This window comes from Plantactinospora sp. CNZ320 (assembly GCF_002846275.1).
This window is the reverse complement of the sequence record NZ_PJMP01000001.1, coordinates 6,525,174-6,551,507: the sequence shown is the minus strand read 5'-3', so window position 1 is coordinate 6,551,507 and position 26,334 is coordinate 6,525,174. Positions and strand designations below refer to the sequence as shown.

27 protein-coding genes are annotated in these 26,334 nt (G+C 71.1%); 10 read left to right on the top strand and 17 right to left on the bottom strand.

All coding sequences use genetic code 11. The features are described from left to right. Nucleotides 1–71: 71 nt before the first annotated feature. The gene (locus CLT71_RS29370) at nt 72–1,112 is read left to right on the top strand and encodes a serine hydrolase (RefSeq protein WP_199187761.1); all 1,041 of its coding nucleotides are present in this window, start codon (nt 72–74) and stop codon (nt 1,110–1,112) included. On the opposite strand, the gene CLT71_RS29365 is transcribed toward CLT71_RS29370, so the two are convergent. Beyond that, complete coding sequence (locus CLT71_RS29365; protein ID WP_158242330.1) at nt 1,090–1,629, bottom strand: GrpB family protein; 540 nt, start codon at nt 1,627–1,629, stop codon at nt 1,090–1,092. The two genes, CLT71_RS29370 and CLT71_RS29365, sit on opposite strands and share 23 nt — an antisense overlap. Before the next feature lie 182 nt (nt 1,630–1,811). Between CLT71_RS29365 and CLT71_RS29360 the strand changes: the two genes are divergently transcribed. Beyond that, on the top strand, nt 1,812–2,465 hold the full coding sequence (locus CLT71_RS29360) for a Type 1 glutamine amidotransferase-like domain-containing protein (protein WP_101369948.1): 654 nt from the start codon (nt 1,812–1,814) through the stop codon (nt 2,463–2,465). Nucleotides 2,466–2,950: 485 nt separating this feature from the next. Here the strand turns inward: CLT71_RS29360 and CLT71_RS29355 are convergent, their stop codons facing one another. Further along, a complete protein-coding gene (locus CLT71_RS29355; RefSeq protein WP_486483519.1) occupies nt 2,951–3,703 on the bottom strand; it encodes an N-acetyltransferase in 753 nt (250 codons plus the stop codon). A 132-nt stretch (nt 3,704–3,835) separates the two neighbouring features. Here CLT71_RS29355 and CLT71_RS29350 point away from each other — a divergent pair, with 132 nt between their 5' ends. Then, nucleotides 3,836–4,849: a peptidylprolyl isomerase gene (locus CLT71_RS29350; RefSeq protein WP_143743656.1), complete on the top strand. Its 1,014-nt coding sequence runs from the start codon at nt 3,836–3,838 to the stop codon at nt 4,847–4,849. Between the two features lie 112 nt (nt 4,850–4,961). Here CLT71_RS29350 and CLT71_RS29345 read toward each other — a convergent pair whose 3' ends face one another. The 4 genes from CLT71_RS29345 to CLT71_RS29330 all read right to left on the bottom strand — a co-directional run bounded on the left by CLT71_RS29345 (nt 4,962) and on the right by CLT71_RS29330 (nt 8,965). Continuing rightward, a complete protein-coding gene (locus CLT71_RS29345) occupies nt 4,962–6,245 on the bottom strand; it encodes a sialidase family protein (RefSeq protein WP_101369946.1) in 1,284 nt (427 codons plus the stop codon). Between the two features lie 26 nt (nt 6,246–6,271). Next, complete coding sequence (locus CLT71_RS29340; RefSeq protein WP_101369945.1) at nt 6,272–6,859, bottom strand: SigE family RNA polymerase sigma factor; 588 nt, start codon at nt 6,857–6,859, stop codon at nt 6,272–6,274. A gap of 121 nt (nt 6,860–6,980) precedes the next feature. Next, nucleotides 6,981–7,640, bottom strand: coding sequence for a response regulator transcription factor (locus CLT71_RS29335; RefSeq protein ID WP_101369944.1), 660 nt, complete (start codon nt 7,638–7,640; stop codon nt 6,981–6,983). After that, nucleotides 7,637–8,965, bottom strand: a complete 1,329-nt coding sequence (locus CLT71_RS29330) for a histidine kinase (RefSeq protein ID WP_101369943.1) — start codon at nt 8,963–8,965, stop codon at nt 7,637–7,639. The genes CLT71_RS29335 and CLT71_RS29330 overlap by 4 nt, the downstream gene beginning before the upstream one ends. Nucleotides 8,966–9,177: 212 nt before the next feature. On the opposite strand from CLT71_RS29330, the gene CLT71_RS29325 reads away from it, so the two are divergent. After that, nucleotides 9,178–10,038 carry a class I SAM-dependent methyltransferase gene (locus CLT71_RS29325; protein ID WP_101369942.1) on the top strand — a complete coding sequence of 287 codons (861 nt, stop codon included), beginning with the start codon at nt 9,178–9,180 and terminating at the stop codon, nt 10,036–10,038. 78 nt (nt 10,039–10,116) lie between these two features. Here CLT71_RS29325 and CLT71_RS29320 read toward each other — a convergent pair whose 3' ends face one another. The 4 genes from CLT71_RS29320 to CLT71_RS29305 all read right to left on the bottom strand — a co-directional run bounded on the left by CLT71_RS29320 (nt 10,117) and on the right by CLT71_RS29305 (nt 13,657). Beyond that, the gene (locus CLT71_RS29320) at nt 10,117–10,989 is read right to left on the bottom strand and encodes a metallophosphoesterase family protein (protein ID WP_101369941.1); all 873 of its coding nucleotides are present in this window, start codon (nt 10,987–10,989) and stop codon (nt 10,117–10,119) included. Nucleotides 10,990–11,033: 44 nt separating this feature from the next. Next, nucleotides 11,034–11,432, bottom strand: a complete 399-nt coding sequence (locus tag CLT71_RS29315) for a cold shock domain-containing protein (RefSeq protein ID WP_101369940.1) — start codon at nt 11,430–11,432, stop codon at nt 11,034–11,036. Nucleotides 11,433–11,669: 237 nt separating this feature from the next. Beyond that, nucleotides 11,670–12,458 carry an ABC transporter permease gene (locus CLT71_RS29310; RefSeq protein WP_101371899.1) on the bottom strand — a complete coding sequence of 263 codons (789 nt, stop codon included), beginning with the start codon at nt 12,456–12,458 and terminating at the stop codon, nt 11,670–11,672. 179 nt (nt 12,459–12,637) lie between these two features. Continuing rightward, complete coding sequence (locus tag CLT71_RS29305; RefSeq protein WP_101369939.1) at nt 12,638–13,657, bottom strand: ABC transporter substrate-binding protein; 1,020 nt, start codon at nt 13,655–13,657, stop codon at nt 12,638–12,640. A 586-nt stretch (nt 13,658–14,243) separates the two neighbouring features. Between CLT71_RS29305 and CLT71_RS29300 the strand changes: the two genes are divergently transcribed. Continuing rightward, nucleotides 14,244–14,969, top strand: a complete 726-nt coding sequence (locus CLT71_RS29300; protein ID WP_101369938.1) for a GntR family transcriptional regulator — start codon at nt 14,244–14,246, stop codon at nt 14,967–14,969. Nucleotides 14,970–15,004: 35 nt separating this feature from the next. After that, the gene (locus CLT71_RS29295; RefSeq protein ID WP_101369937.1) at nt 15,005–15,943 is read left to right on the top strand and encodes a DUF6282 family protein; all 939 of its coding nucleotides are present in this window, start codon (nt 15,005–15,007) and stop codon (nt 15,941–15,943) included. A 15-nt stretch (nt 15,944–15,958) separates the two neighbouring features. Here the strand turns inward: CLT71_RS29295 and CLT71_RS29290 are convergent, their stop codons facing one another. From CLT71_RS29290 to CLT71_RS29265, 6 genes are all read right to left on the bottom strand, one after another. Beyond that, entirely contained in the window at nt 15,959–16,438 is a 480-nt protein-coding gene (locus CLT71_RS29290; protein WP_101369936.1) for an OsmC family protein, read from the bottom strand. 99 nt (nt 16,439–16,537) lie between these two features. Next, on the bottom strand, nt 16,538–16,915 hold the full coding sequence (locus CLT71_RS29285; RefSeq protein WP_101369935.1) for a hypothetical protein: 378 nt from the start codon (nt 16,913–16,915) through the stop codon (nt 16,538–16,540). Further along, a complete protein-coding gene (locus tag CLT71_RS29280; RefSeq protein WP_101369934.1) occupies nt 16,912–17,943 on the bottom strand; it encodes a hypothetical protein in 1,032 nt (343 codons plus the stop codon). Before CLT71_RS29280 ends, CLT71_RS29285 begins: the two co-directional genes overlap by 4 nt. Before the next feature lie 120 nt (nt 17,944–18,063). Continuing rightward, complete coding sequence (locus CLT71_RS29275; RefSeq protein ID WP_101369933.1) at nt 18,064–18,462, bottom strand: hypothetical protein; 399 nt, start codon at nt 18,460–18,462, stop codon at nt 18,064–18,066. A 31-nt stretch (nt 18,463–18,493) separates the two neighbouring features. Then, complete coding sequence (locus CLT71_RS29270; protein ID WP_486483733.1) at nt 18,494–19,834, bottom strand: cellulase family glycosylhydrolase; 1,341 nt, start codon at nt 19,832–19,834, stop codon at nt 18,494–18,496. A gap of 213 nt (nt 19,835–20,047) precedes the next feature. Further along, nucleotides 20,048–22,162, bottom strand: a complete 2,115-nt coding sequence (locus CLT71_RS29265) for an MMPL family transporter (protein ID WP_486483518.1) — start codon at nt 22,160–22,162, stop codon at nt 20,048–20,050. 126 nt (nt 22,163–22,288) lie between these two features. On the opposite strand from CLT71_RS29265, the gene CLT71_RS29260 reads away from it, so the two are divergent. Then, a complete protein-coding gene (locus CLT71_RS29260; protein ID WP_486483517.1) occupies nt 22,289–22,870 on the top strand; it encodes a MarR family winged helix-turn-helix transcriptional regulator in 582 nt (193 codons plus the stop codon). A 165-nt stretch (nt 22,871–23,035) separates the two neighbouring features. Then, nucleotides 23,036–23,665: a methyltransferase domain-containing protein gene (locus tag CLT71_RS29255; protein WP_143743655.1), complete on the top strand. Its 630-nt coding sequence runs from the start codon at nt 23,036–23,038 to the stop codon at nt 23,663–23,665. An 86-nt stretch (nt 23,666–23,751) separates the two neighbouring features. Here CLT71_RS29255 and CLT71_RS29250 read toward each other — a convergent pair whose 3' ends face one another. After that, nucleotides 23,752–24,318 (bottom strand): anthrone oxygenase family protein, encoded by a 567-nt coding sequence (locus CLT71_RS29250; RefSeq protein ID WP_486483516.1) that lies wholly within the window; start codon nt 24,316–24,318, stop codon nt 23,752–23,754. Nucleotides 24,319–24,523: 205 nt separating this feature from the next. Here CLT71_RS29250 and CLT71_RS29245 point away from each other — a divergent pair, with 205 nt between their 5' ends. Both CLT71_RS29245 and CLT71_RS29240 read left to right on the top strand, forming a co-directional pair. Then, a complete protein-coding gene (locus tag CLT71_RS29245; protein ID WP_101369931.1) occupies nt 24,524–25,654 on the top strand; it encodes a sensor histidine kinase in 1,131 nt (376 codons plus the stop codon). Beyond that, entirely contained in the window at nt 25,651–26,313 is a 663-nt protein-coding gene (locus CLT71_RS29240; RefSeq protein ID WP_101369930.1) for a response regulator transcription factor, read from the top strand. The genes CLT71_RS29245 and CLT71_RS29240 overlap by 4 nt, the downstream gene beginning before the upstream one ends. The last annotated feature ends 21 nt before the right edge of the window (nt 26,314–26,334 follow it).

Here is a 26,334-nt window from a genome sequence, read left to right as displayed (position 1 = left end):
TGCTGCCCGGTACCGTCATGATCCGACAATCGGAAATGCCGACGGCAGCGCGTGCTGTGACACTACCTGGCATGAGTGCTGTGTCTGTGGATGAGCATGTCCTGCGCAGGGTGGTCCGGGAGTTCGGTGCCCGATGGACGACTGAGGCCGTGGACATCGGGAGCTACCTGGAAGCTCAGGTCGAGGACACCGCTCACCGTGAGGTGGTCGGCCCGCTGCTTGCCGCTGGTGGAGCCAGTGGTGTCGTACGGGTCGAGGGTCGGGAGGCCGCCGTGTGGGGCGACCCGGATGTCCCGGAGATGGCGTTCAGCGTCACCAAGTCGGTCGTGTCCGTGGTGGCCGGGGTGGCTTTCGATGACGGCCTACTGGTGCCGGACCAACCCGTTCATCAGGTGGTGGACGTTGCGGAGTTCCGCGGTGCGCACAACGAGCTCATCACGTGGCGGCATCTGCTGCAGCAGTCCAGCCAGTGGGAGGGCGAGCTGTGGGGCAAGCCCAGCAGTGTCGATGCGCAGAGCTTCCGCGAGGGGACCGAGGTGCATGGCACCCCGCCTGGTGAGGGCTGGGCCTACAACGACGTGCGGATGAACCTGCTCGCCTACGCGCTCACGCTGCTGTTGCGCAGGTCGCTGCCCGAGGTGCTGCGCGAGCGGGTGATGGCCCCGATCGGCGCCTCGGAGAGCTGGTCCTGGCACGGCTACCAGACGAGCGTCGTCGAGATCGACGGCCGCGCCACCGAGGTTGTCTCCGGCGGCGCGCACTGGGGTGGAGGGCTGTTCATCTCGGCGAGAGACCTGGCCTTGATCGGGCAGCTCTTCCTCAACCGGGGAAGTTGGGCGGGGAAGCGGCTGCTGAGCACGACGTGGGTTGACCAGTCGTGGACCCCGTGCCCGGTCAAGCACGAGTACGGCTACCTCTGGTGGCTCAACGACGAGCAGATCCCGTGGCCGGGAGCCCCGACCACCGGTCGCAGCGCCCGGGGCAACGGGGGACGGCACCTGCTGTGGGTGGATCCGGCCCGCAAACTGGTCCTCGCCTCCCATTGGACCGAGGATCCAGCCGGCCTCATCCGTCGGGTGTCGGAGACCGTCACGGTTCCCGGGTGTAGCTGACGGTCGGAGCTTGCGTCTTCTCGCGTACGCCGAGGACCTCGTTGACGAAGTCGTCCTTGTCGCGCGCGTAGGCCATCAGGTCAGCGCCGCGAGCGTGCGCGAGATCGCGCTTGAGGCGCTCGTACCGGGACCGGTAATCCGCCCGGTACCGCAGCGCATCGCGGAACACGATTCGGCGCCGCCACAGCAGGGAGGTTGGCTCGGTCAGATGAAGCTGGTAGGTGCGCTCCCACCAGTTGTCGGTCTCCGGCTTGAAGAAGTAGTGCGCTTCCGCTGGACGGTGCACGCCGTTGCGGTAACCGAGAGCGGTCACCAACCCGATGGCGGCTACCGCGTCCGACAGACTGCGCACCGGCGCCATCATGTCGATGATCGGCTTTGCTGCGAGGCCGGGAACCGATGTGGAGCCGATGTGCTCGACTGGTCCGACCAGCCACTGGGCCAAGGCGGTTTCGAGGGTGACCCGCTCCTGCTCGAACAGCACAGCCCATTGCGGGTCGTATGGGCTGAGGGTCACCGGTCTGCCCTCCACGAGCCCTGCCTTTCGGTACGCGGTACGGGTCGGGCGATGCCTCTCCGGATGCCGAGGTGAGAGGCGCAACCGCGATCAGTTTCGTTATGGTGTCCAGTCTGTATCCCCGTGCACCGATCTCCGGACTCTCGGGAGAGTGTCATGACCACTACGTACAGGAGGCAAGCGTGAGGCTTCTTCTCACCTCCGCGGGCGTCCAGAACCCGAGCATCCGCGATGCGCTGGTCGACCTGCTGGGCAAGCCGATTGCCGACTCCAACGCCCTCTGCATCCCTACGGCGTGCCACCCCATGGGCGGACCGCCCTCGGCCTGGCGCTTCATCACGGGTCAGACGCCGCTGCCCATGTGCAACCTGGGCTGGAAGTCGCTGGGCGTCCTGGAACTGACGGCACTGCCCAGCATCGGCGAGGAGCGGTGGGTCCCCTGGGTCCGGGAGGCTGACGTCCTGCTCGTGGCCGGCGGCGATACGACGTACCTGTGCCACTGGATGCGGCAGTCCGGATTGGCGGATCTCCTGCCGTCGCTGCAAGACACCGTCTGGGTGGGGTTGAGTGCGGGGAGCATGGTGCTGACTCCCCGGATCGGTGCGGAGTTCGTCGAGTGGCAGTCCGCGCCCGACGACCGCACGCTGGGGGTCCTCGACTTCTCGATCTTCCCGCACCTGGGTCTCGAACCGGACAACACCATGGCTGCTGCCGAGAAATGGGCGGCCGAGATCGCGGGTCCGGCGTACGCAATCGACGACCAGACGGCCATCAAGGTGACCGACGGCACCGTCGAGGTCGTCTCCGAGGGGCACTGGAGGCGGTTCCCCTCGTAGTCGCGGCCAACACCGCCGGTCACGGCTGGCGATCCGGCCAGGTTCCCTGACGGACGAGTCGATCAAGGTGATCGAGCAGTTTCACCTCGCTCCGAACCAGCCGCGCACGCTCGGGCGCTGGTAGCTCGGCGAGCAGGTCTGGGACACGTTCGTCCCGCGGTACAAGCACCATCGTCCCGGAATACTGACGGCAGTCCGAGCACCACGCCAAGCCGACACAGCGTTCGTAGAGCCTGTCTGAGGGCGCGTGGGTGCGGTACCTGTAGGAGTAGATCTCACCGGCACACCCGTCGGCGCTCCCGTCACGAGCCCCGTGAATCGTGCTGACCTTCGACCATGCCCACCCGGCAGCTCTGTGCCCCATGACCTTGATCCTCCCGGGCCACCAACTCCGCCGCCATCCGCTTCCGGCCGGGCCACGGTCGCCTGTCGACGAAACAGGTAGCCGCGAACCGTTCGTCACCGTGGATGAGGTCGGGACCAGCTCAGATGCGGTGGCGTACCCAGACGTTGGGTTCGACATAGACGGCGTGGTCGTGGGCGAGGGTGCAGCGTACCGGTACCAGCCCGCCGGGGATCTCGACGTCACCGTCCCGGTCGAAGGGCAGGCCGGTCCACTCCCGCCACTGGGCCAGTGACCCCGCCACCGTCATCGACGCCGGGGCGACCTTCTCGATCGTGCCGCCGGCCCGGACGTGTACCCGCAGCCACGGATCGGCCGGCAGGCCGTCGTCACGCCGCTGCCGGATGTACTCGCTCATCGGCAGCCGCGGTTGCAGGTGCTTGGCGGTCGGGCGGACCGGGGCGAGCAGTACCTCGTGGCCCTGCTCGCCGGCCGCTCGGCGCAACGCGGCGACCATGCGGTGGGAGAGGCCACGGCCGAGATAGTCGACGTCGATCGTGATCTCCAACGCGCTGACGACTGTCGGCACGTTGCCCCGGCGCAGATCGTTGAACGCCCACACCAGCACCACGTCCCAGCCCTGCGCCGGCATCTCCTCCCGGCCCTTCAGGACGGCGTTGAACGGGACGGCGAACCCGCGCGCGACGACCCGATCGCCGTCGGTGGCCACCACGCAGTACTCCGGGAACTCCCCCGGCACCCGCAGGTGCAGTGCGCTGGCGAGCAGGTCCTCCCCGCTGAAGATCGGCCAGGTGTCGGTGATCTCGTAGATCCGCGCCGCCAGCTCGGGCCGCTGCGCGAGCGTGGTGATCTGGATGCCGTCGGGTGCTGTCACGACGGGGCATGATGCCATCACCAGGAGGTTCGAGCCAGGCATTAGACATGCTGCCCGGCACCCGGCCCGACCCCGGCCCCCTCGTGCCCGCCGACCCGGGAATCCATCGAGCCCACTGGGTAGGCTGACCCGGTGAGCCAGCCCCCTGCCGAACCCCCGGCCCCCGACCCGGCACAGCCGGGACCGTATCCGCCTGGCCCGTACCCGCCCGGGATGTACCCGCCCGCGCCCCCGCCAGCCGGTGCGCTGCCGCCACCGGGTGCGCTGCCGCCAGCCGGCACACCGCCGCCCGGGGCGCTGCCACCGCCCGGGGCGATGCCGCCAGCCGGGGCGATGCCGCCGGGTGCCGTCCCGCCCGGTGCGCCGTACCCGACGCAGGCGCAACCGGCGCGTGGCCGGCGGCCGCTGGTGATCGGCCTGGTCGCCGCCGCCGTCGTGACCGTGCTCTGCCTCGGCGTGGGCTGCGTCGGCCTGGCGGTCTACTACGTGCAGAACGGCAGCAGCAGCGACAGCGGCCCGGAGGCGAGCGGCGAGGGCACTGGCACCGCACCGAGCCCGGGGAGCCGCACCGCGTCGGCACAGTGCGCGGGCACCGTCACCCCGGCGAACGCCCAGACCAGGGCGGTCGGGCTGCCCGACTTCGACGCGGCGCCGCAGACCGGCACCGCCACGATGCGGCTGAGCACCAACCTCGGCGAGATCGCGATCAGCATGGACCGGGCTCGCACCCCGTGCACGGTGGCGAGCTTCCAGCACCTCGCCGGGAAGAAGTTCTTCGACGGGAGCCGGTGCCACCGCCTCGTCACCGAAGGGATCTTCGTGCTCCAGTGCGGCGACCCGAGCGGTACCGGGATGGGCGGGCCGGACTACAGGTTCGCCGACGAGAACCTGACCGGTGCGCAGTACGGCCGGGGTGTGGTGGCGATGGCCAACATCGGGGAACCCGGCAGCAACGGCAGCCAGTTCTTCATCATCTTCCAGGACAGTTCGAGCTCGCTCCAGCCCCTCTACACCCCGTTCGGCACCGTCACCACCGGCCTCGACGTGGTGGACCGGGTGGCCGCAGGTGGCCACGACAACTCCATACCCGCAGGTGGCGGGGTGCCGAAGGTCGGGATCACCATCCAGACCCTCTCCGTGGACTGACACCGCACGACGTTCGGACAACACCACACACCCCGCCCTCGCCGCCGAAGCAGCGGGGACGGGGTGTGGTGTGCGGGATGTGGTACCGCGCGGTGCGGGGTGCCGGGTGTGGTCAGCGCCGGTTCAGCGGTACCCAGTTCCAGCCGTCGGTCGAGCCGTAGCTCACGTCGCCGTCACCCCGGGCAAAGAGCCAGCCGTCGGAGGCCCGCACCACCGGGCTGAACATCCGGGGCATTCCAGGCAGTTCGACCTGCTGATAGCTCTCCCCACCCGACCGGGCGGCCCAGAACTGGTACCTGCTGGTCGTCTCGCCCCCACCCTCGGCCGCCTGGTAGACGACGTGGCTGCCGTCCGGGGCGACGAACGATCCGGGATCGACGCGCTGGTAGGGGATCTGGTCGGCGCCGGCTCGCCGCTGCCAGCCCTCGGCCGAGGTGTGCCGGTAGACGGCCCGGCGCTGCGCGTCGGTGACGACGGCGTAGTCGACCCCGTCCGGGCCGGCCGACAGCTGCACCAGCGGACAGTTCTCGGCCCCGCAGGCCGGCATCTCCGCGAAGGTGTGGCTGGACCAGCTCCGCCCGCCGTCGGTACTCGTCGCGACCGCCGGCCTGGCCGACTGCCGGTCGAAGCCCGGCGCCCAGAGCCGACCGTTCGACTCCACGATCATCTTCCGGTCGACAAGGGTCTGCGCAGGTTGCACCGTCAACGGCGAGACCCGGTTGGCTACCGGATCGAAGGCGTGGATCCGGCACGGCATCAGGCCGGGAATCGACGTACCGCCGGGCTCGGCATCCGGTTCGGGGCGACAGACGGCGAAGCTACCCGGCGGCACCGCCGGCACCGCCGGGCCGGTCCCGGTGGCCTGCCAGCTCCGGCCGCCGTCCCGACTCGCCTCCAGCGTCCACGGTCCGGTCCCCGGCGGCGCCGGCGACCGTTCGACGAGCAGCAGTTCCGGGCCGAGCACCAGCGGGTCGGGGAACTGGGCCGGGGTGCCGCGTTCGGTCCAGGTCCGCCCGCCGTCGTCCGAGCCGACGAGTTGCCAGACGGTCTTGCACGGCCCACGCGAGCAGGTCGAGAGCGCCAGGTACAGGTGCTGCGAATCGGCGGCCCCCATCCACTGGATCGACCCCGGATGTGGCAACACCCCCGGGGTACCGGTCACTGCCGCGCCCGCCAGCCGGTCGTCGACAGGCGCCGGGCCGGTACCGCTGCCGGGCAGCGCCACCACCGCCGCGGTGACGATCGCGCAGGCGGTCACCGCGAACGCGGTACCGGCCATCGCGGTACGACGGCGCCACAGTCGACGCCGGCCGGCCGCGTACACCTCGTCACCGAGCAACCGGGTCGGCGGCGGCGCCTGTGCCACGTCCTCGAAGAGTTCGCGCAGGTCGCTCATCTCGTCGTCTCCTCTCCTCAGCTCGGTCACGTCTTCGACTCCGTCACCGAGACCAGCCTCTGCGCGGGTATGGCGTCGCCGAGCACCCGGCGCAGCGTGGCCAGGCCCCGGGCGGTCTGGCTCTTCACCGTCCCCTCCGAGCAACCCAGCACCGCCGCCGTCTCGGCGACGTCGAGCTGGTGGTAATAGCGGCAGATCAGCGTCACCCGCTGTCGGGGCGGCACCTCCCGGAGTGCCCGGGCGAAGGCCACCCGCCGGGTGACGCTCTCGGCGTCGTCGTCCGGCCCGGCCGATTCGGGCAGATCGCCGACCGCCCGTTCCCGCCGCCGCCAAACCCGCCGGGTCTCCGCCAGGTACGACCGGACCAGGCAGGTACGCACGAACGCGTCCAACGCCTGCTGGTCGCGTACCCGGTGCCACGCCGACGCGAGCCGGATGAACGCGGCCTGGGCCAGGTCGTCGGCCCAGTGCCAGTCACCGCACATCAGGTACGCCGACCGCCGAACCACGTCCCGCCGTGCCGCGAAGTACTCGCTGAACTGGCGCCGATCCTCGTCGCGTCGATCCTCGCCGCGTCGATCGTCGTCGCGCCGATCCTTGTCGTCGCTTCGCATCCCGCTCCTCTCGCCGGATAGGTGCGCACCGGAGCCGGGGCAGGTTGCACGGAGACGGAGAATTTCGCGTCGGCAGGTCGATTGCCGCGTCGGCCGGAAGTTCCGCGTCGGCGGGGAGTTTTCAGCCGTTCGACGACGGCACCACGAAACCCGCCTCGTACGCGGCGATCACCGCCTGGGTGCGGTCCCGGGCACCGAGCTTGGCCAGTACGTTGCCGACGTGCGTCTTGACGGTCTCGACGCCGAGTACCAGTTCGGTGGCGATCTCCGAGTTGGACAGTCCGGTCGCCATCAGCCGCAGCACCTCACCCTCCCGCTCGGTCAGCCGGGCCCGGTCGAGCCGGTCGCCGGCCGGGCCGGGGCCGTATGCCGCGACGAGTCGGCGAAGTGCCGCCGGGAAGAGCAGGGACTCGCCCTTGGCCACCACCCGGATCGCGTCCACCACCTCGGCCGGGCGGGCCCGCTTGAGCAGGAAGCCGTGCGCGCCGGCCCGGAGCGCCTGGTAGACGTACTCGTCGTTCTCGAACGTGGTGACCACCAGGATCCGGGGCGGTTCGGCCGAGGTGGCGAGCAGGTGCCGGGTGGCCTGGATGCCGTCGATGGCCGGCATCCGGACGTCCATCAGCACCACGTCGGGCCGCAGCCTGCCGACCAGCGGCGGCACCTCGGCACCGTCGGCGGCCTCGCCGACCACTGTCAGGTCCGGCTGCGCGTCGACGATGGCCCGCAGGCCGACCCGAATCAGCTCCTCGTCGTCCACGATCAGCACCCTGATGGTCATGTCCGCTCCACTCCCCTGGTCGTGGTCGGCAGCCAGACCGCGACCCGCCAGTCGCCGCCCTCCGGACCGGCGCTGGCCCGGCCACCGAGCAGGACCACCCGTTCCCGGATGCCGGCCAGCCCACGCCCCCGCCGCTGACCGGGTGGGCGTACCGGGCCGGGCCGTCCCCGGGCCGCCGCGCCGGACGGCTCGCCGAGCGCGTTGACCAGCTCGATCTCCAGGGCGTCGTCGCGGGCCGTGACCCGCAGGGTCACCGGTCGCCGGCCGGCGTGCCGGGCGGCGTTCGTCAGTCCCTCCTGGAGGATCCGGTAACCCTCCCGGGCCACCGCCGCCGGCACCGCGCCGAGGTCGCCGGCCAGCTCGACGGTGACCGGGAGCCCGGTCGCCCGGGTGTCGGCGACCAGCCGGTCCAGGTCGTCGAGGGTACGCTGCGGCGCCCGCACCGTCGTACCGTCGTCCTCGGGCAGTGTGCCGCCGCCGGCACGTTCGGCCTCGCCCCGCCGGAGCAGTCCGAGTACGTGGTCCAGATCGGTCATCGCCGCCCGGCCGGTCTCCTCGATCGCCCGCAGTGCGCGCCTGACGAACTCGCGGTCGGTCTCCAGCACCTCCCCGGCGGCCGCCGCCTGGAGGGTCGCGACGGTGAGCGCGTGCCCGACCGAGTCGTGCAGTTCCCGGGCCAGCCGGTTGCGTTCGGCGAGCCGGCTGGCCTGCCGCTCCAGCGCGGCGATCCGCTCGGTCTGGGACGGGCCGAGCAGCACCGGGGCCATCAGCCTGGCCAGCGCGCCCAGCCCGGCGACGGCATAGCCGAGCAGCACCAGCAGGCCCACCCCGAGCAGGCTGAGCCAGCCCCGGTGCCACTGCCCGACCGGGCCGAGCCGCAGGTCGGCGACGGCCTCGGCGCCGATGCCGAACTGGACGAAGAGGAAGACCAACGCCATCGGCAGGGCCGCGATCAGCGCGAACCCGACCAGACCGCCGGAGACCAGGTGGACGCCGATCCAGAGGGCGCAGCGCAGTCGGGTCTCCCGGTCGACCCCGCTGTCGGCGGCCGGCTCGGGAAGCGCGATGTCGAGCAGGGTACGCGCGGCGGCGATCTCCAGCGCCCGGGTGCCGCGCAGGAACAGCGGTACGGCGGCGATCACCGTGGCTGCCGCTATCAGCAGCAGTACGGCCGGCCGGGGCACCTGGCTGGTGCGCCACATCTCGACGAAGATCGTGCCGAGCAGCAGGTACGGCAGCAGCAGTACCCCGCCGAGCAGCAGGAAGACTCCTCGGCGGTAGGTGGCGCCACTGGTCAGCGGTGCCAGGGCGGCCCGGATCCTCACCCGGCCATTGAACCCTTTTCAACCTCCACTTGCGGTCCGGCGGACCGCAGGGTCAGACGCGGTGTGTGAGCGCCACGCTGTCCAGGTTGAAAAAGGTTCATTCTGCCCGTCGACGCTCGGCGGGGTCGATCCGGTCAAGTCCGATAAGCACGGAAACTCCGATTTTGCGGGCTACTAGCAAAAGTATCGTCATAAAGGACACAATTCCCCACATGGCTGTTGGAGAGTTCCAGACGCAGGTCGTCCGGCGTGCCCGGGGGATCAGCGCCGCCCTCAGCACACCGCCGTACGTGAAACCCGGGCACTTCTACTCGCCGGCCACCTCGCTGGCCGACCGGGCCACCGCGATCGGCTGGCGCGAACTGACCCCGGTCGGCGTCGACCTGTGCGAGCGGAAACAGCTCGAACTGGCCGCCGAACTCGGTCCGCTGATGCGGGAACTCCCCAGCGACCGCTGGCACGACCACAACGGGATGTACGGTCGCGCCGACGCCGCCGTACTGCACGCGATGCTCCGGCACCACCGACCGGCCCGGCTGATCGAGGTCGGCTCCGGATACTCCACAGCGGTCGCCCTCGACGTCGCCGAGCGGTACCTGCCGGACCTGCGGATCACCTGCGTCGAGCCGCATCCGGAGCGGCTGCGCTCCCGGCTGCGTCCCGGTGACCGGGTCGAGCTGATCCAGCGCCGGGTCCAGGACGTCGACAGGTACACCTTCGCCAGGCTCGACGCCGGCGACATCCTCCTGATCGACTCGACCCACGTCGCCAAGGCCGGCTCGGACGTCGTCTGGCTGCTGCTGCACGTACTGCCGACGCTGCGTCCCGGGGTGATCGTGCACGTACACGACATCCACTGGCCGTTCGAGTATCCGGAGCGGTGGCTCCGGGAGGGTCGGGACTGGACCGAGGTCTATCTGCTCCGGGCCTTCCTCACCGACAACGTGGCGTGGCGGATGCTCCTCTTCACCTCGTGGCTCTGGTCGTGCCACCCGGACGCGGTACCCGCCGAGTTCCGGCGGCTGCCCACCGGCGCGTTCTGGATGCGCCGCGTCGAGCGCCCCACCGGCTGACGACTCGTCACCGCACGATCGTCACCAGACGCTCGTCACCAGACGCTCGTCACCCGACGGCTGGTCACCACGCGCTCGTCACCAGACGAGGTCGGCGTCCCGTGCCGCCGAGCCGGCCGGCAGGATCGGCCGGGGGCCGCGCGGTGGCCTCGACCGGCCCTGCCACTCCCGGGGATAGCCGAGCGACACCTCGTCGAAGCGGACCCCGTCGAACCAGTTCACCCTCGGGATGTGCAGGTGCCCGTAGACCACCGAGGCGGCCCGGTAGCGCCGGTGCCAGTCGGCGGTCCGCACCGTGCCGCACCACTGCGCGAACACCGGATAGCGCAGTACGTCGGTGACCTCCCGGACCAGCGGGAAGTGGTTGACCAGCACCGTCCGGGTCTCCGGTGCCAGCTCGGCCAGCCGGCGTTCGGTGAGGGCGAGCCGGGCGGCACACCACTCCTCCCGGCTCGGGTACGGGTCGGGGTGCAGGAAGTACTCGTCGGTGCAGACCACCCCGGCCTCGTGCGCCAGCGCCAGGCCCTCCTCCTTGGTCCGGGCACCCGCCGGCCGGAAGGTGTAGTCGTAGAGCAGGAAGAGCGGCACCACGGTCACCGGCCCGTCCGGACCCTCCCACACCGGGTACGGATCCTCCGGGGTGATCACCCCGATCCGCCGGCACATCTCGACCAGCAGCTCGTAGCGGGCGACGCCGCGCAACCGCACCGGGTCCCGCCGGGGCGTCCACAGCTCGTGGTTGCCGGGCACCCAGACGACGGTGGAGAAGCGCTCCTTGAGCAGCCGCAGCGCCCAGTAGATCTCGTCGACCCGGTCGGCGACGTCACCGGCGACCAGCAGCCAGTCGTCGTCCGAGCCCGGCACGAAACCCTCGACGAGTTTGCGGTTCTCGGGATAACCGATGTGCAGGTCGCTGACGGCCAGCAGGGCGCCGCTGCCCGAGGTGCCCACCGCGCGATCCTGTCGGTCCGGGGCGCCTGACCGGTCGGCCGCGCTCAGGACTCGACCCAGCCGTGCGCCCGGGCCAGCCCGACCACCTGCTGCCGGATCGCGCCGATCTGCGCCCCGGTCAGCGACGGTACCTTCTCGATCAACAGCTCGGTGATCTCGCCGCTGAACTCGGCTCCGGAGAGTACGTCGCACAACTCGTCGTCGCCGGCCGTCCGGCTCGGACGCGGCTTGACCACCGGCCGGTCGGTGATCCGGATGGCGGACGCCTTGAGCCCCCGCTCGCCCTGCTCGACCTCGTATTCCAGCCGCATCCCCGGCTGGATCAGGTGCTTCTCCTCGCCGAAGTCGTTGGCGTGCACGAAGACGTCCTCACCCCCGCTGTCCGGGGCGATGAAGCCGTAACCGCGTACCTCGTCGAACCTGAGCAGCTTTCCGGACGCCACGAAACCACCGCCACCCTCGCCTGACCGACCACGACACACGGGGGAAGCCCCGGCTCGGCACCACCTGCCGGCCCGGCTGATCGTCCCCTGGCGCCACACTAGCGAGCGGGCTTCCGGCGAGCAGCCCCGCACATGAACCGCCCGTCACGACGCGATCGGCCGCGCCGTCAAGCCCGCGATCGGCCGCCCCGTCACGACGCGATCGGCCGCGCCGTCACGACGCGATCGGCCGCGCCGTCACGACGCGATCGCGCGGGCCCACGGTACGACGAGCCGCTCGACCGCCACGACCAGATAGAACAGCAGCGCACCCATCAACGCCAGCAGGGTCAGCGCGGCGAACGCGAGCGGGGTGTCGGCGGAGTTCCCGGAGCTGACGATCACCGCGCCGAGCCCACGGTCGGGGTTGACCACCTCGCCGATGATCGCGCCGATGATCGCCAACGAGATCGCCACCTTCAACCCGACGAAGATCTGCGGCAGCGCCCAGGAGAGCCGTACCTTGACGAAGGTCTGCCACCACGAGGCGGAGAGCGAGTGCACCAGTTCCCGCAGGTCGCTCGGGGTCGAGGTCAGCCCGGACATCGTGGCGACCACGATCGGGAAGAAGCAGACCAGGACCACCATGACGATCTTCGGTTCCGGCCCGAAGCCCATCCAGACCAGCAGCAGCGGCGCGAGCGCCACCTTCGGTACGGCGTTGACCGCCGCCATCAGCGGCATGGTCATCCGCTCCACCACCCGGGACGCCGCGAGCAGCAGGGCGACCAGCAGCCCGGCGCTGGCGGCGATGCCGAACCCGATCACCGTCTCCAGCAGGGTCACCCAGGTCTCCGCCAGCAGATAGCCGGGGAACCGGAGGAACGCGTCGACCACGTCCGGCGGCGTCGGCAGGAAGAACGTCGAGATGTCGAGGACCTCGGCGGTCAGCCACCAGAGGCCGATCGCCAGCGCACCACCCAGCACGGGCAGTCCGGCGTCGGTCCAGAGTCGGGTCAGACGGGTGGTCGTCGGTGAACTGCTCATCACGGCCTCCGGGTGGGGTGACGCGGCGGCGTCAGGGGTGGCCGGCGGCGCCCGGTCACGGCGCGCACGGCCCGGCGTGGGTACGCCGATGCCGGAACGGCGGTCGATGCGACCACCGTCCCGGCCCGGCTCCGCTCCCCGGCTGTCCACTCAGGATGGCAGCGCGGGATCCGCGATCGTCAGGCCTTCGGCACGAAACCGAAGTCGACGACCTTGTCCGGGGTCAGCCCGCCGGGGATCAGACCGGCGCCCTGCATCACGGCGATGGTCCGCATCACCCGCTGCTCGTCCATGAAGCCGACCGGCGCACCGCCGACCGGTGCCACGTAGGGCGTCATCGCCTTGATCTCGCCGACCCCGGACGGCACCGCGTAGCTCGGCTCCGCCTTGTTGAGGATCTGCGCCGCCTCCTCCGGGTGGTCGATCGAGTACTGCAGGCCCTTGAGCAGCGCACCCGTGAACCGGCGGACCAGATCCGGGTTCTTCTCGATCAGGGCGGGGGTGGTGATGATGGCGTTGCCGAACAGGTCCCGCAGGTAGTCGCTGTACGGCAGTACCACCACGTCCTTCTTGGCGGCGTTGCCGAGGGCGGTGCGGCTGAGCAGGAAGGTACCGAGCGCGTCGACCTGCCGGGACGCCATCAGGCCGTTCAGTGCGGTGGCCTGCGCCGGCTGGATCTTCACCTTCGCCGCGTCGATGCCGGCCAGCCGGGCGTACGCCGGGAAGAGCAGTTCGGTGACCGAGCCCTTGCCGGTCGCCATGGTCCTGCCTTCCAGGTCCTTCGGGGTGCTGATGTTGGTGTCCTTGGTGGTCATCACCGCGACCAGCGTCTGCTGGTGTACGGCGGCGACGGCCCGCCAGTCGGTGAACTCGCCCTTGCCGGCCTGGATCACCGCACCGGTGAAGTCGAGCGCGGCGAACTGCACCTTGCCGGACTTCATCGCGGTCAGGTTCGGGACGTTGCCAGCGCCCTTCTGGATCTCCACCTCGATACCGGCCTCGGCGAAGTAGCCCTTCTCCTTGGCCACCCAGGCGAACGCGTCCCGGCCGACCGCCCCGAAGGCGGTGATGTACGCGACCTTGTCCGGGTCCTTCTTGGACGCTTCGGCCCCCGACCCGGAGTCGCCGCTGCACCCGCTCGTTGCCGCCAGCGCCGCCGCCAGTAACGCCGCCGTGAGCAGGCGAGAACGTCTGAACATGTGTGCCTCCCGCTTGTGGAATGGACCCGAGGGCGGGCGCTCGACGCCTCCCGCGCGAACAACACGCCGCGACCCCTCGGCGCGTATCCGGCCCGCCGGCCCTCGTTCGGTCGAGAATCGTAAATGAGCTGTGTCCGAAATGTCATCGACAGGATCCGGTCAAGATTGAGGCAAGACGCCGCATGCTCGTTCCTGGTGTCACCAATATCAGCAGGTCACAGCGATTGACATCCGGTACCCCCACCAGCGAATCTGTGTGCAATATTGTTGATAATTCTGGAGACAATGTTGCGGTCAGCCGGACTGAGCTGGGAGTTGGCGGGGTGCCCTCACCCGAGGAGCCGGTGCGACTCCGGCCGCGCCGGGCCGGCGTACCGCCCGGTGGGCGGGCACACTCCGGCTAAGGTCCGACGCGTGCATATCCCCGTCGACACGGTGGACGCCGCGGACCCGACGTACCAGTCTCACCGGCCCGATCGAATCCGTCCCGACCGCCGCCGAAATCGCCCGAATGTTGACCGACGATGGGCGATGGACAGAGTTCCGCCCGGATCGACCCGGCCCGGATCGTTCCGGTGACCAGATCATGACCGAATCCGTGCAGCGGCCGCCCACGGCGGGCGGGCGGCGGGCGCCGGCCCGATCCGCCGAGGAGGCGTACGACCAGCTCCGGCAGGAGATCTACCGGGGCGAGCTGATGCCCAACGAGCGGCTGATCGAGATCGAGCTGGCGACCCGGCTACAGGTCAGTCGTGCGGTGGTCCGGACCGTACTGGTCCGGCTCGGTCAGGACGGACTTGTCGTGCTCACCCCGAACCGGGGCGCACACGTCCGGCTGGTCAGCGAGGAGGAGGCGGTGGAGATCCTCCAGGTGCGTGCCGTACTCGAGGCACTCACCGCCCGGCAGGCGGCGCAGCACGCCACCGCCCGGGAGATCGCCACGATCCGCCGGCTGCTCGACCGGATGGCCCGGAAACTCGACGCCGACGACCTGCTCGGCTACTCGGAGGGAAACGCCAAGCTGCACGCCGCGATAATCGCGGCGGCCCGGCACGAGACCGCCGCCCGGCTCATCACCGGACTGCGGGCCCAGCTCGTCCGGTTCCAGTACCGCACCATCCTGGTGCCCGGCCGGCCGGCCCGGTCATTCGAGGAGCACACCGCGATCGTCGACGCGATCGCCGCCCGGGACCCGGACGCCGCCGAGGCGGCGATGCGCCAGCATCTCGGGTACGTCGAGTCCACCCTGGCCAGGACCGCGACGGCGATCCGCCGCCGGGGCGGCCGGCCCGATCCCACCCGTCCGGGCTGACCGGCCTGCGATCCGTCCACCCCCCAAGGAGCGTCATGTCCGAGCACCCCGTCCCGTCCGCCCGCGCCCGTGCCCTGGTCGCCGGGGCGTACGACACGCACGTGCACGTCGGCCCCGACGTGATGCAACGGCGGATCGACGACCTCGACCTGGCCGACCGGTTCGCCGAGGTCGGGCTCGCCGGCTTCGTACTCAAGTCGCACTACGTGCCGACCGCCGAGCGGGCGATGGTGGTCCGCAAGGTACGCCCGAAGGTCGACGTGCTCGGCGCGGTGACCCTGAACGGTTCGATGGGCGGGATGAACCCGGCGGCTGTCGAGATCGCCGGGCGGCAGGGTGCCCGGGTGGTCTGGATGCCCACTGTGGACTCCGGAAACCAGCGCCGCAGCAGCGCCACCGACCTGCCCGGGGCCAAGCCGGCGATGTGGGGTGCGCTCCAAGCCGACCTGCACGCCCAGGGCATCGTGCCGGACGTCGTCGAGGTGGTCGACGCCGACGGGCAGGTGTTGGAGCCGGTCCGCCAGGTGCTCCGGGTGATCGCCCGCTACGACATGGTGCTCGCCACCGGGCACCTCTCCGGCCCGGAGATCCTGGCCGTGGTCCGGGCGGCCGGCGCGGAGGGGGTACGCCGGATCGTCGTCACCCATCCCGAGTTCACCTCGCAGCGGCTGCCCGTCACCCAGCAGCGGGAACTCGCCGAGGCGGGTGCCCTGCTGGAGCGCTGCTTCACCACGCCGTACACCGGAAAGGTCTCCTGGCCGGACCTGTTCGGCAACATCCGGGCGGTCGGGGTCGCGCACTCGGTGCTCTCCAGCGATCTCGGACAGCCGTTCAACCCGCCGGTCGAGGACGGGCTCGCGCTCTTCGCCGACCGGCTGCTGGAGGCCGGCTTCACCGAGCGGGAGGTCCGGACGATGGCGGTGGAGAACTCGCGCCGGCTCGCCGTGACCTCCGGCGACCGGGTCCCGGCCTGACCTGCGGCGGCGGGCTCAGGCGCCGGCCGCGACCTCGACGACGGGTTCGTGGCGTACCGGGAAGTTGACCGAGCTGGCGATGAAGCAGAGCTTGTGCGCCTGCTCGTGCAGCTCGGTCGCCCGCGCCACCATCTCCGGGGCGGCCACCGTAACCCGGGGCCGGAGCACGACCTCGGTGAAGGCGCCGCCACCGTCCCCGCTCTCGACCATCGTCCCGACGGCGTCGTCGACGTAACCGGTGACCACCACCCGGCCCCGGGCGCAGAGGCTGAGGTAGGCCAGCATGTGGCACTGGGCCAACGCGGCGACCAGCAGTTGTTCCGGGTTCCACCGGTCCGGGTCGCCCCGGAAGGTGGGGTCGGCGGAGCCGAGCAGCGGTGCCGGGCCGTCGGCGGTGATCCGGTGGTCCCGGCCGTAGTCGCGGTAGTTGACGGTGCCGGCCTCGCCAGCGCCGGTCCAGGTGACGGTCAACCGGTAGTCGTGGGTCCTCGGCACTGGTTTCCTCCTCGGCTCGCTGCCGGAAGTATCGACCAGCCGGGCCGCGATCCGTCACCGGCCGGGCCGGGTGGTAACGGATCACACAGTCGCCCCAGGCTAGCTGCTGGGCCGGCTCTCCGGGTCCATCGGGTCGAACTCCTCGTCCTCCTCGATCGCCCGGACGATGTCGTCCCGGTGTTCCGCGACCATCCGGTCGAGATGCCCGCGTAGCAACCCGGCGTTGGGCGACTCGCCGGAATAGATCCGGTCCCAGTCGTCCTCGCCGGCCTCCACCAGCCGGGCCAGGGTACGCATGTCGTCACCGAGATCACCGCGCAGCGCGGCCTCCTGGAGGGCCCGGCGTTCCTCCTCGGTCGGCCGGTTCCTCCGCTGGAACCGGAGCATCTCCTGCAACGCGGACTCCATCGCCTCGTTCAGCGCGGCGGTGGCGGCCCGCATCCGCTGTTCGATGTGGGCGAAGTCGGGCGAGGTCATACCGCGGCTGGCACCGAGGCCGGGCCGGTCACCGGGGCGGGCGGCAGCTTCGCGACGCTGAAGTAGTCGACGCAGACTTCGATGGTGCTGATCAGCATGGCCAGCGCGTTCAGGAAGACCTGGACGACCTTGATGGCCTTCCAGACCATCGTGATCCCCTCCTTGACCGTCTGGATCAGCTTCCACTGCCCGTAGGCGGGGATCGCGGCGTTGGACAGTGCCGCGCTGACGAGGCTGACCAGGGTACGGATGATGTCGACCACCACCTGGGCCATCTTCACCGCGTGGTCGATCATGTCCCAGAGATGGTCACCCATCTTCCGCATCGCACCCGCCTGCTCGGTCAGGCTGGAACTCCACCGGTCGACGTGGGCGGTCGCGGCGTTGGCCGCGTCCCCGCTCCAGGTCTTGGTGATCGCCTGCCGCCCGGAGGCCAGGTTCGCCTGCGCGAGATCGAGACACTGGGCCACCGCCCGCCATGCCTCGACGTGCCGGGCCGCCTTGTCGATGTCACCGGCGAGCCAGCGGGTGACCTTTTCCCGCGGATCCGGGCCGCCGACCCAGACCACGAGGTCGCAGACCTTGTCGAAGAGGAAACCGAAGGAGACCTCCGGCAGCTCCGGCATGCCGGCGCCACCGCCTCCCGGGCTGCGAAGAGCACCGGCCGGCGAACCGGGATCGGTGAATCCGCTGGCCTCGCCGTCGTCTGTGACGAGGCCGGTCTGCCCGCCGGCCAGGCTGGTCAGCCGGCCGCTCGACCGTTCGTCGGCCTCCCGGTACGCCGTGGCGGACGAGTTCAGCCCGTCCCGGGTCTTGCCGAGCCGAAGGGAGTCCTCGGACAGCACGTTGTGAAACGTCGGAATCATGCCGGCGTACGGGCCGGTGATGAGTTCCAGGATCCGGCCGAAGTCCGCGTCGGCGATCTGCCCTGCGGCATAGTCCCGGGCCGAGCCCAGGTCAGTGGAGACCCGCCCCACCTGCTCGGCCCAGCCCCGCAGGTCGGCAAGTTCGACTGAGACAACCGTCATGACAGCCCTCCCCCGATTCTTCTCGACCGGGTGTCACCCGCCCTGCGACCGGCCGTCGTGGGATTGTGCCATCGGGTCCGGCGCGCTACAACCCATCGCAGGACGCCGCGCCGGCAGGCGTCAGTGTGTTCGCCAGAACGTCACGAGCAGGACGAGCTGGACGGCGACGACACCCAGCAGGACAACCCACTGGCGGCCGAACGACCAGCGCCGGGCGATCGACCAGAACACCAGCGCGACACCGGCGATCCCGGACCCGATCATCGGCACCATCCAGGCGACATCCCCGCCGGTCGCCCCGAACACGGCGGCCAGGAGGGAGAAGAGGACCGCCCCCCAGACGAAGCTCTCCCGGAGGAATCCCTCGGCCACCGCGACCGCGGCCGCCCGGAGGAAACCGCCCCAACCCCGGCGGCGCCCGGCGGAGTCCGGGGCGTCGTCGATCTCACCCGCCCGCTCGTACGCCGCCCGGAACAGCGGACCGTCCGCCTCGGTCGGCTCGCGTCTCTGCTCGGACATGTCGACACAGTAGTTGACGCGGGCGGCAGCGTCAGAAGTCGTCAGGGGTGCGGATCCGGTCCCGGATCCAGAGCCCCGCCTCCTTCAGCCGGGCGGTACCGCCGAAGGCGCCGGCCGCGCAGGTGCCGGTGGTGAAGACCGCACCGGATCGGAAGTCGTCGGAGAAGTTCCAGTTCACCCAACTGATCTTCCGGCTGGCGAAGAGGTCCAGATAGCGCTGCGCCATCGTGAAGTCGTTCGGACCGTCGCCCGAGTAGTCCTGGGTGCCGAACTCGGTGACGAAGAGCGGCAGCAGGTCCGCCGCCCGGGAGACCGTGTCCAGGTAGTAGTCGTCGTGCGAGGCGGCGTAGAAGTGGAAGACGTACATCACGTTGCCGGCGCTGACCGGGTTGGCGGCGATGACGTCCGCGCCGCCGCCGCTGCCGGAGGCACCCAGCGACGACCAGTCGGGGGTGCCGACCAGCACCACCGCGTCGGCGTCCCGGGTACGGATCACCGGGATGATCTGGTCGGCGTAGCTCTTGATGGTGCTCCAGGTGACCCCGTCCCCGTTCGGCTCGTTCGCGATCTCGTAGATCACGTTGTTCTTCGCCCGGTGCCGGTCGGCGATCTCGGCGAAGAAGGTGCGGGCCCGCTCCAGGTTGTGGTTGGGGTCGCCGGGGGTGAGCATGTGCCAGTCCACGATGGCGTACATGCCGCGGGCGGTGGCCAGTTCGATGTAGTCGTGCACCATGTCGGTGAAGCGCCGCGGGTCGGTCTCGTAGCCACCCTCCTGGATGTACATCGAGATCCGCAGCACGTCGGCCTGCCACTCCCGGGCGAGTACGTCGAGCGAGGCCGGGGTGGCGCAGTTGGCGTACCACTGGATGCCGTGCGTGCTCATCCCGCGCAACTGGATCGCCTTGCCGGCCGCGTTGCAGAGCTGCCGTCCACAGACCCGGAGCTGCCCGTTCGCCGCCACCGGAGTGCTTGCCGGCGGAACCGTCGGGGTCGCGGTCGGGCTGGCCGTCGGTGTCGGGTCGGGTCCGCTGCCGCCGCCGCAGGGCTGGCCGTTGAGCTGGCAGCCGGTCGGGGCGCCGGGGCCCGCCCCGATGAAGCCGAAGGTGACCGAGGCGCCGGGGGCGACCCGGCCGTTCCAGGAGACGTTGCCGAAGGTGTACCGCTGGCCGCTGCTGGTCAGCGTGGCGTTCCAGTGCGAGCCGACGGTCGTCCCGGCCGGCAGGTCGAACTGCACCCGCCAGGAGGTGAGTGCGGTGCTGCCGCCGTTGGTGATCGTGTAGCGGCCCTCCCAGCCGGAGCCCCAGTCGGAGACCTTGGCGAACGAGGCGGTCGGGGTCGCGGCGGCCGAGTTGGTCGCCGCCTGGGCGACCATCGTCGCGGGTACGGCCGCGACCGCCGCGACGAGCCCGGCCAGCAGCAGCAGTCTGCGGGTACGCCTCACGATTCCTCCGGCACTCGACGGCGGCGGCAGCCCGACCGCCACGGGTCGAGCCATCAACTCTCGTCGAACTATAAGGAGAACTAACTGTGCCCGCAACAGCACGGCACCGGTGCCCGCCACACCGGTGCCGTGCCTCCGGTCGCGTCAGCCCGCCGGCTGCCCGGCCCCGTCCGGAACCTCTGCGGCCGGTTCCGGCGTACCGCCCCGGTGTGGTCGACCCGGCCACCAGAACCGCTCACCGAGCAGCGTCGCGATCGACGGAACGAGCAGGGTACGCACCAGCAGCGTGTCCAGCAGTACGCCGATCCCGACGATGACGCCGATCTCGGTGAGGGTGACCAGCGGCAGCACGCCGAGCACCGCGAAGACCGCGGCGAGCAGGATCCCGGCGCTGGTGATCACGCCACCGGTGGCCGCGAGCGCGGTCAACACACCCCGCCGGGTCCCCTGTTCCACCGCCTCCTCCCGGGCTCGGGTGGAGAGGAAGATGTTGTAGTCCACCCCGAGGGCGACCAGGAAGAGGAACGACAGCAACGGGACCTCGGTGTCCAGCGCCGCGTAGTCGAGCACGTGCACGAAGAGCAGATTGCCGATGCCCAGCGCCGCGAAGTACGTCGCCACGACCGTACCGACCAGCACGAGCGGCGCGACGAGTGCCCGCAACAGCAGTACCAGGATCACCGACACCACCCCGATGACGAGCGGTACGACGGTCCGCAGTCCTTCGATCGACGCGGTACGGGTGTCCAGGTTGGCCGCGACCGCCCCACCAACCAGCGCGTCGGCGTCGGGTACGGCGTGCACCGCCGTACGCAGCGCCTCGATCGTGTCGTAGCTCGCCCGGCTGTCCGGCTCGGCCTCGAGTACGACGTCGATGGTGGCCAGGCCGTCCCCCTGCTCGGACGGGCGGGCCTGGGCCACGCCCGGGGTACCGGTGACGGCGGCCAGCACCTCCGCCTGGCGGTCGGCCCTGCTGACCACCACCGTCGGGTCGGCGGCCCCGGCCGGGAAGTGCCGGCTCAGGGTCTCCAGCGCCTCGATCGACTCCGCCTGGACCCGGAACTGCTCGGTGCGGCTCAGGCCGAGGCGCGCGTCCGCGATCCCGGCGGCGAGGACGGCGAGGAAGACCAGCGAGAGGGCGGTGATCATCCTGGGCCGGCGGGACACCAGGGAACCGGCACGCGCCCAGATCCCCTGGTACTTGACCGGCTGCCCGGCACGCGGCACGAACGGCCAGAAGAGCCCTCGCCCGCAGACGACCAGGGCGGCGGGGAGCACGAGGAGGCCGAACAGGGCGGCGATGGTGATGCCTATCGCACCGGCGAGCCCGAGGCTCTGGTTGTTGGAGAGCGGGGCGGCGAGCAGGCAGAGCAGGCTCAGCACCACTGTCATCGCGCTGGCGGCGATCGCCGGGCCGGCCGAGCGCAGGCTGCGCCGCATCGCCTCGCGCCGGTCCTCGTGCCGGCGCAACTCCTCCCGGTACCGGGCGATGAGCAGCAGCGCGTAGTTGGTGCCGGCGCCGAAGACGAGTACGTCGACGATGCCGATCGTGGACGGGTCGAGCCGCAGTCCGGCCTCGCGGCTGAGCAGCGAGAGTGTGGAGTTCGTCACCAGGTCGGCCAGGCCGACGACGGTGAGCGGGACGAGCCAGAGCCACGGGCTGCGGTAGGTGACCAGCAGCAGTGCCGCCACCACCACCACGGTGATCACCAGCAGTGTGACGTTCGCCCCGGAGAAGGAGGAGGCGATGTCGGCCTGGAACCCGGCTCCCCCGGTGACCTGTGCGGTGAGCCCGGCCGGCAGCCCGTCGGCGGCGACGGCGCGTATCTCGGTGACCTGGTCGATGGTCTTGTCCACCGACTGGTCCGCGACCAGCGGTACGGCGACCAGCGTGGCCCGCCCGTCCGGGGCCGTCACCGGCGGTCCGAGCCGGCCGCCCTCGGCCAGCGCCGCGAGCCGGTTCGACTGGGTCGCGATCACCTGCCGGTCCGCCTCGGTCAGCGCGGCGTCCTCCCGGGCGTAGACGACGAGGGCGGGGTTGAGCTGCCCGCTGGGCAGGCGGTCCCGCAGTGCCTCGACCCGCGCGGACTCGGCGTCGGCGGGTAGCCCGCCGGCCGGATCGTCGTCGGTGGTGGCGCTGCCGCCGATGCTGATCAGCAGGGCCGAGGCGATCACCACCAACGGCAGGATCAGCCAGGCGCCCACCCTGCCGGTGATCGCTTTCAGGATGGTGCTGGTCAACCGCTCTCCGCTGCCCACGAGGCCTCCCGGTCCGATAGTCTCGTCAAGGAAGCATCTTGGCACACAACTATCTCGGCTGCCGAGATAGTTGAGACCCGAGCAGCTTGACCGGCGGGTATAGTGTCGGCGGCCGGAGAGGGGGCAGTGTTGGCAGACAGCGTCTTCCAGCGGCCCGACGAACCCCGCGCCCGGTTGATCAGCTCGATCATGAGCCACCTGCGCCTCTACGTCGCCCACGCCCAGCACATCGGCGAATCCTTCGCCGCCCACAATGCCCTGGGCCACGCCGACCTACACGCGCTGCTGGTGATCATGGAGGCCGAACTCGCCGGCCGACCACTCACCCCCAGCGACCTGCGCGCCGAACTCAACCTCTCCTCCGGCTCGGTGACCGGGGTCGTCGACCGCCTGGAGGCGGCCGGCCACGTCCACCGGGACCGCGACACCGCCGACCGCCGCAAGATCTTCCTCCGGTACGCCGAACCGGGCGCCGCCGTCGCCCGGGACTTCTTCGCCCCGCTCGCCCGGCGTACCGGGCAGGTGATGCGGGACTTCGACGACAGGGAACTCGAGGTCGTGCAGCGGTTCCTGACGGCCATGGTGGAATCCGCCCGGGAGCACCGGGACGAGTTGCGGGCCGAGGCACCGGCGACACAGCGAATCCGGGCCCGTCGCCCGCGGAAGACCACGGAGCGCGGCTCCGAGACCACACCGCAGGACGCGTGACGGGCCGCCCGGTCCCGCCCCGGGTCGGGGGTTTCCCGACGGTGCCCGGGGGAAGGGATTTCCGAGCGTGACCGAGGAGAGGGACCTTCCCGCCGGTGACCGAGGACACGGTGCATCCGGCCGCCCGGAGAGGTGGAATCAGATGCGTGAGCAGAGCCCGCCCCGGTGAGTGACGTTGTGAGGTGCACGACGCCGACCCGCGAGCCGGGTCTCGTCGCCGACGAGCCCGGCCCGTTGTCAGATGCCTCGGCGCAGGCCGCGGCGGCGACCTACCGGCAGCGTTGGGCGGTCCGGACGATGGCTGTCGCCCCGCACGATCGCCTGCTGGAGATCGGCTGTGGTCGCGGAGTGGCCGTCTCGCTGGTCGCCAGCCGACTCGACACCGGCCGACTCGACACCGGCCGGATCGTCGCCATCGACCGCGCGGCGACGATGGCCCGGCTCGCCACCGAACGCAACGCCCGGCACATCGACGCGGGTACGGCCGAGATCCGGTGCGCCGAGTTCGAGTCGGTCGACCTGCCGGCCCGCTACTTCACCAAGATCTTCGCGGTGAACGTCAACCTGTTCTGGCTGGGAGCCGCGGCTCGGCAGATCGATCGGATGCGCAGCCTGCTGGCTCCGGAGGGACGGCTCTACGTGTTCGGCGAACGGCCCAGGTCCGCCCACCCCTCCGCGAACCTCACCGCCACCGAGCGGCTGCTCCGGTCCCACGGCTTCGCCACCACCAGGTCGGTCGAGGCGCGCGGGCAGGTTCGGGTACTCACCTGCGTCACCGCCCGACCGACCCGGTGAGCCCGGGTCGGCGGCCACCTGGCCCGTGGCGGCGGTCCGCTCCGGCGCCACCACCGGCGGCTGCCCTGAGAAGCCCGGTGGACGGGTCATCGCCCACCCTCGGTCCGCGTGGTGCCGGCGGCTGAGGCGATTCCGCTGGCAGGCGCGCTGGCACTGCCCGCCGGGGTACCGGTGGCGAGGCGCAGCAGCGCGGTGAACGCCAGCGCGGAACTCACCGCTCCACCGGCGAGGCGCACCCGGTGACCGGCGACGAACTCGTTAGCGACCTGACGCAGATATTCGGCCGAGTGCGTGCCGGGCGGGTCCACGAACATGATCTCGTTGCGGGGCCAGAAGAAGAGCACGGAGAAGAGGAACTCGCAGGCGACGAAGACGGCGGCGGCGCCGATGACGAACCAGCGGAGCCGGCGGTCACGCCAGGTGAGCAGGGTCGCGGCGAGGCTGCTCAGCACCACCGTCGCGCCCAGCGGCGGGAAGTAGTCGCTCGGGCCGCCGTCGCTCAGAAACTCGCGGGCCCGGTCCAGCGACGCCGGCGGGTCGCCGAAGATGTTCGGATAGAGCATGACGGTCTCGGCGGCGACGCCACCGAAGGACATCATCGACGTCCACACGAGAACGATCAGGGCGATCCAGGTCAGTCTTCTACGGGACACGGTGGCGTTTCTCCTTCGGTCCGTCCCGGTGGGGACAGTGCGTTGTGAGGTCGCCGCCGACGCTAGGTCGCCGTACCGCCGGCGGTCTGCCGTCCAGCCGCGCGACCGGGCATCGCCTTTCGGCGTACACGTCGGGGTGAACCCTGACGCCTGCGGACGACAGCGCCCACGGCCGGCCCGGATCTAGGCTTCCCCTGTGCAGGTCATGTCACTTCCCCGGACCGAGGTGCTCCTGGCGGCGGCCACCGTCGGCCTCGTCGCCGCGGCCGTGGCGACCCGGAACACGGCACCGGCCGACATCGCCCTCGCCGGCTGCTTCGCGGTCGGGCTCGGCGCGCTGCTGCTCTGCGCCAGGCGCTGGCCGGTGCCCGCGCTCCTGGCCAACGCCGTCGCCATCCTCGGCTACTACGCGCTGGATCTGCCGCCGATCGGGTTGGCCGCCCCGGCCGCCGCCATGCTCTACGCGGCCGCGCGGTGGGGCCGGGTGCTGCCGGCGGCCATCGTCGGCGGAAGCCTGCTGGCCCTCTCGGTCGGCGTCCGGCTGGCCGAGGGCGACGACATCGCCGTCGTCATCGGTGCCGAACTCGGCTCCGATGCGGCGCTGATGTTGGCCGTCATCACCCTCGGCGACGCCGTACGCAGCAGGCGTTCCCTGCGGGCCGCGCTCGTGCAGCAGGCCGCCGCCGCCGCCGAGGACCACCGCCGGGAGGCGGCCCGTCAGGTCGAGGCGGAGCGGCTGCGCATCGCCCGGGAGGTGCACGACACCCTCGGACACACCATCTCGGTGATCACGTTGCAGTCGGCCGTGGCGCAGGAGGCCCTCGCCCACCACGAGCCGGCGCAGGCCGAGACGGCGCTGTCCGCGATCGGGTCGGCCAGCGGCAGCGCCATGGCCGAACTTCGGGCCACCCTGGGCACGCTGCGCCGCACCCCCGGGCCACCCGAACCGGCCCCCGGGCTCGACCAACTGCGCACGCTCGTCGACGGCGTCTGCCAGGGTGGGCTCCCGGTCACGCTGCGCGTCGACGGCGCCGTCGACGCGCTACCGGCGGTGGTCGGCACCACCGCGTACCGGGTGGTCCAGGAGGCGTTGACGAACGTACTGCGCCACGCCCGAGCCAGCCGGGTCACCGTCACGATCCAGGTGACGCCGGCCCGGCTGACCCTGGATGTCGTCGACGACGGTCGCGGCACGCCGCCGGGCCCCGCCGGGCAGGGGCTGCGGGGGATGTCGGAGCGGGTCACGCTGCTCGGTGGCACTGTCGAGGCCGGCACCGTCGAGCAGGGCGGTTTCCGGGTGTACGTCAGGCTGCCGCTGAACAGGGTCGCCGCGTGACCCCCGTCCGCGTCGTACTCGTCGACGACCAACACCTGGTCCGCACCGGCCTGCGCGCGCTGCTGGAACGCGCCCCCGACATCACGGTGGTCGACGAGGCCGGTGACGGCAGGAGCGCGGTGGCCGTCGTCCGGGCACAGCGGCCCGACATCGTCCTGATGGACGTCCGGATGCCCGGCGGTGACGGGATCGAGGCGACCCGGCAGATCCGCGCCGATCCGGAGTTGACAGACGTGCGGGTGGTCATGTTGACGACCTTCGACGACGACGAATACCTCTTCGAGGCGATCCGCGCCGGTGCGGTCGGCTTCCTGCTCAAGGACACCCTGCCGGACGCGCTCCGGGACGCCGTACGGGTGGTGGCGGGTGGGGACGCGCTGCTGTCCCCCGCCGTCACCCGGCGGGTACTCGCGGCGGCAGCCCGCTCGCCGGTGGCGGACCCGGACCGGCTCACCGGGCTCACCGCTCGGGAACGGGACGTGCTCGCACAGGTCGGCGCCGGGCGGTCGAACGCGGAGATCGGCGCGGCGCTGTTCCTCAGTCCGGACACCGCGCGCACCTACGTGAGCCGGCTGCTACAGAAGCTGAACGCCCGGGACCGGGCCCAACTCGTGGTGATCGCCTACGAGAGCGGCCTCGTCCGCCCCGGCGAGGACTGACGGTCGAACGTGCCAGAGGTC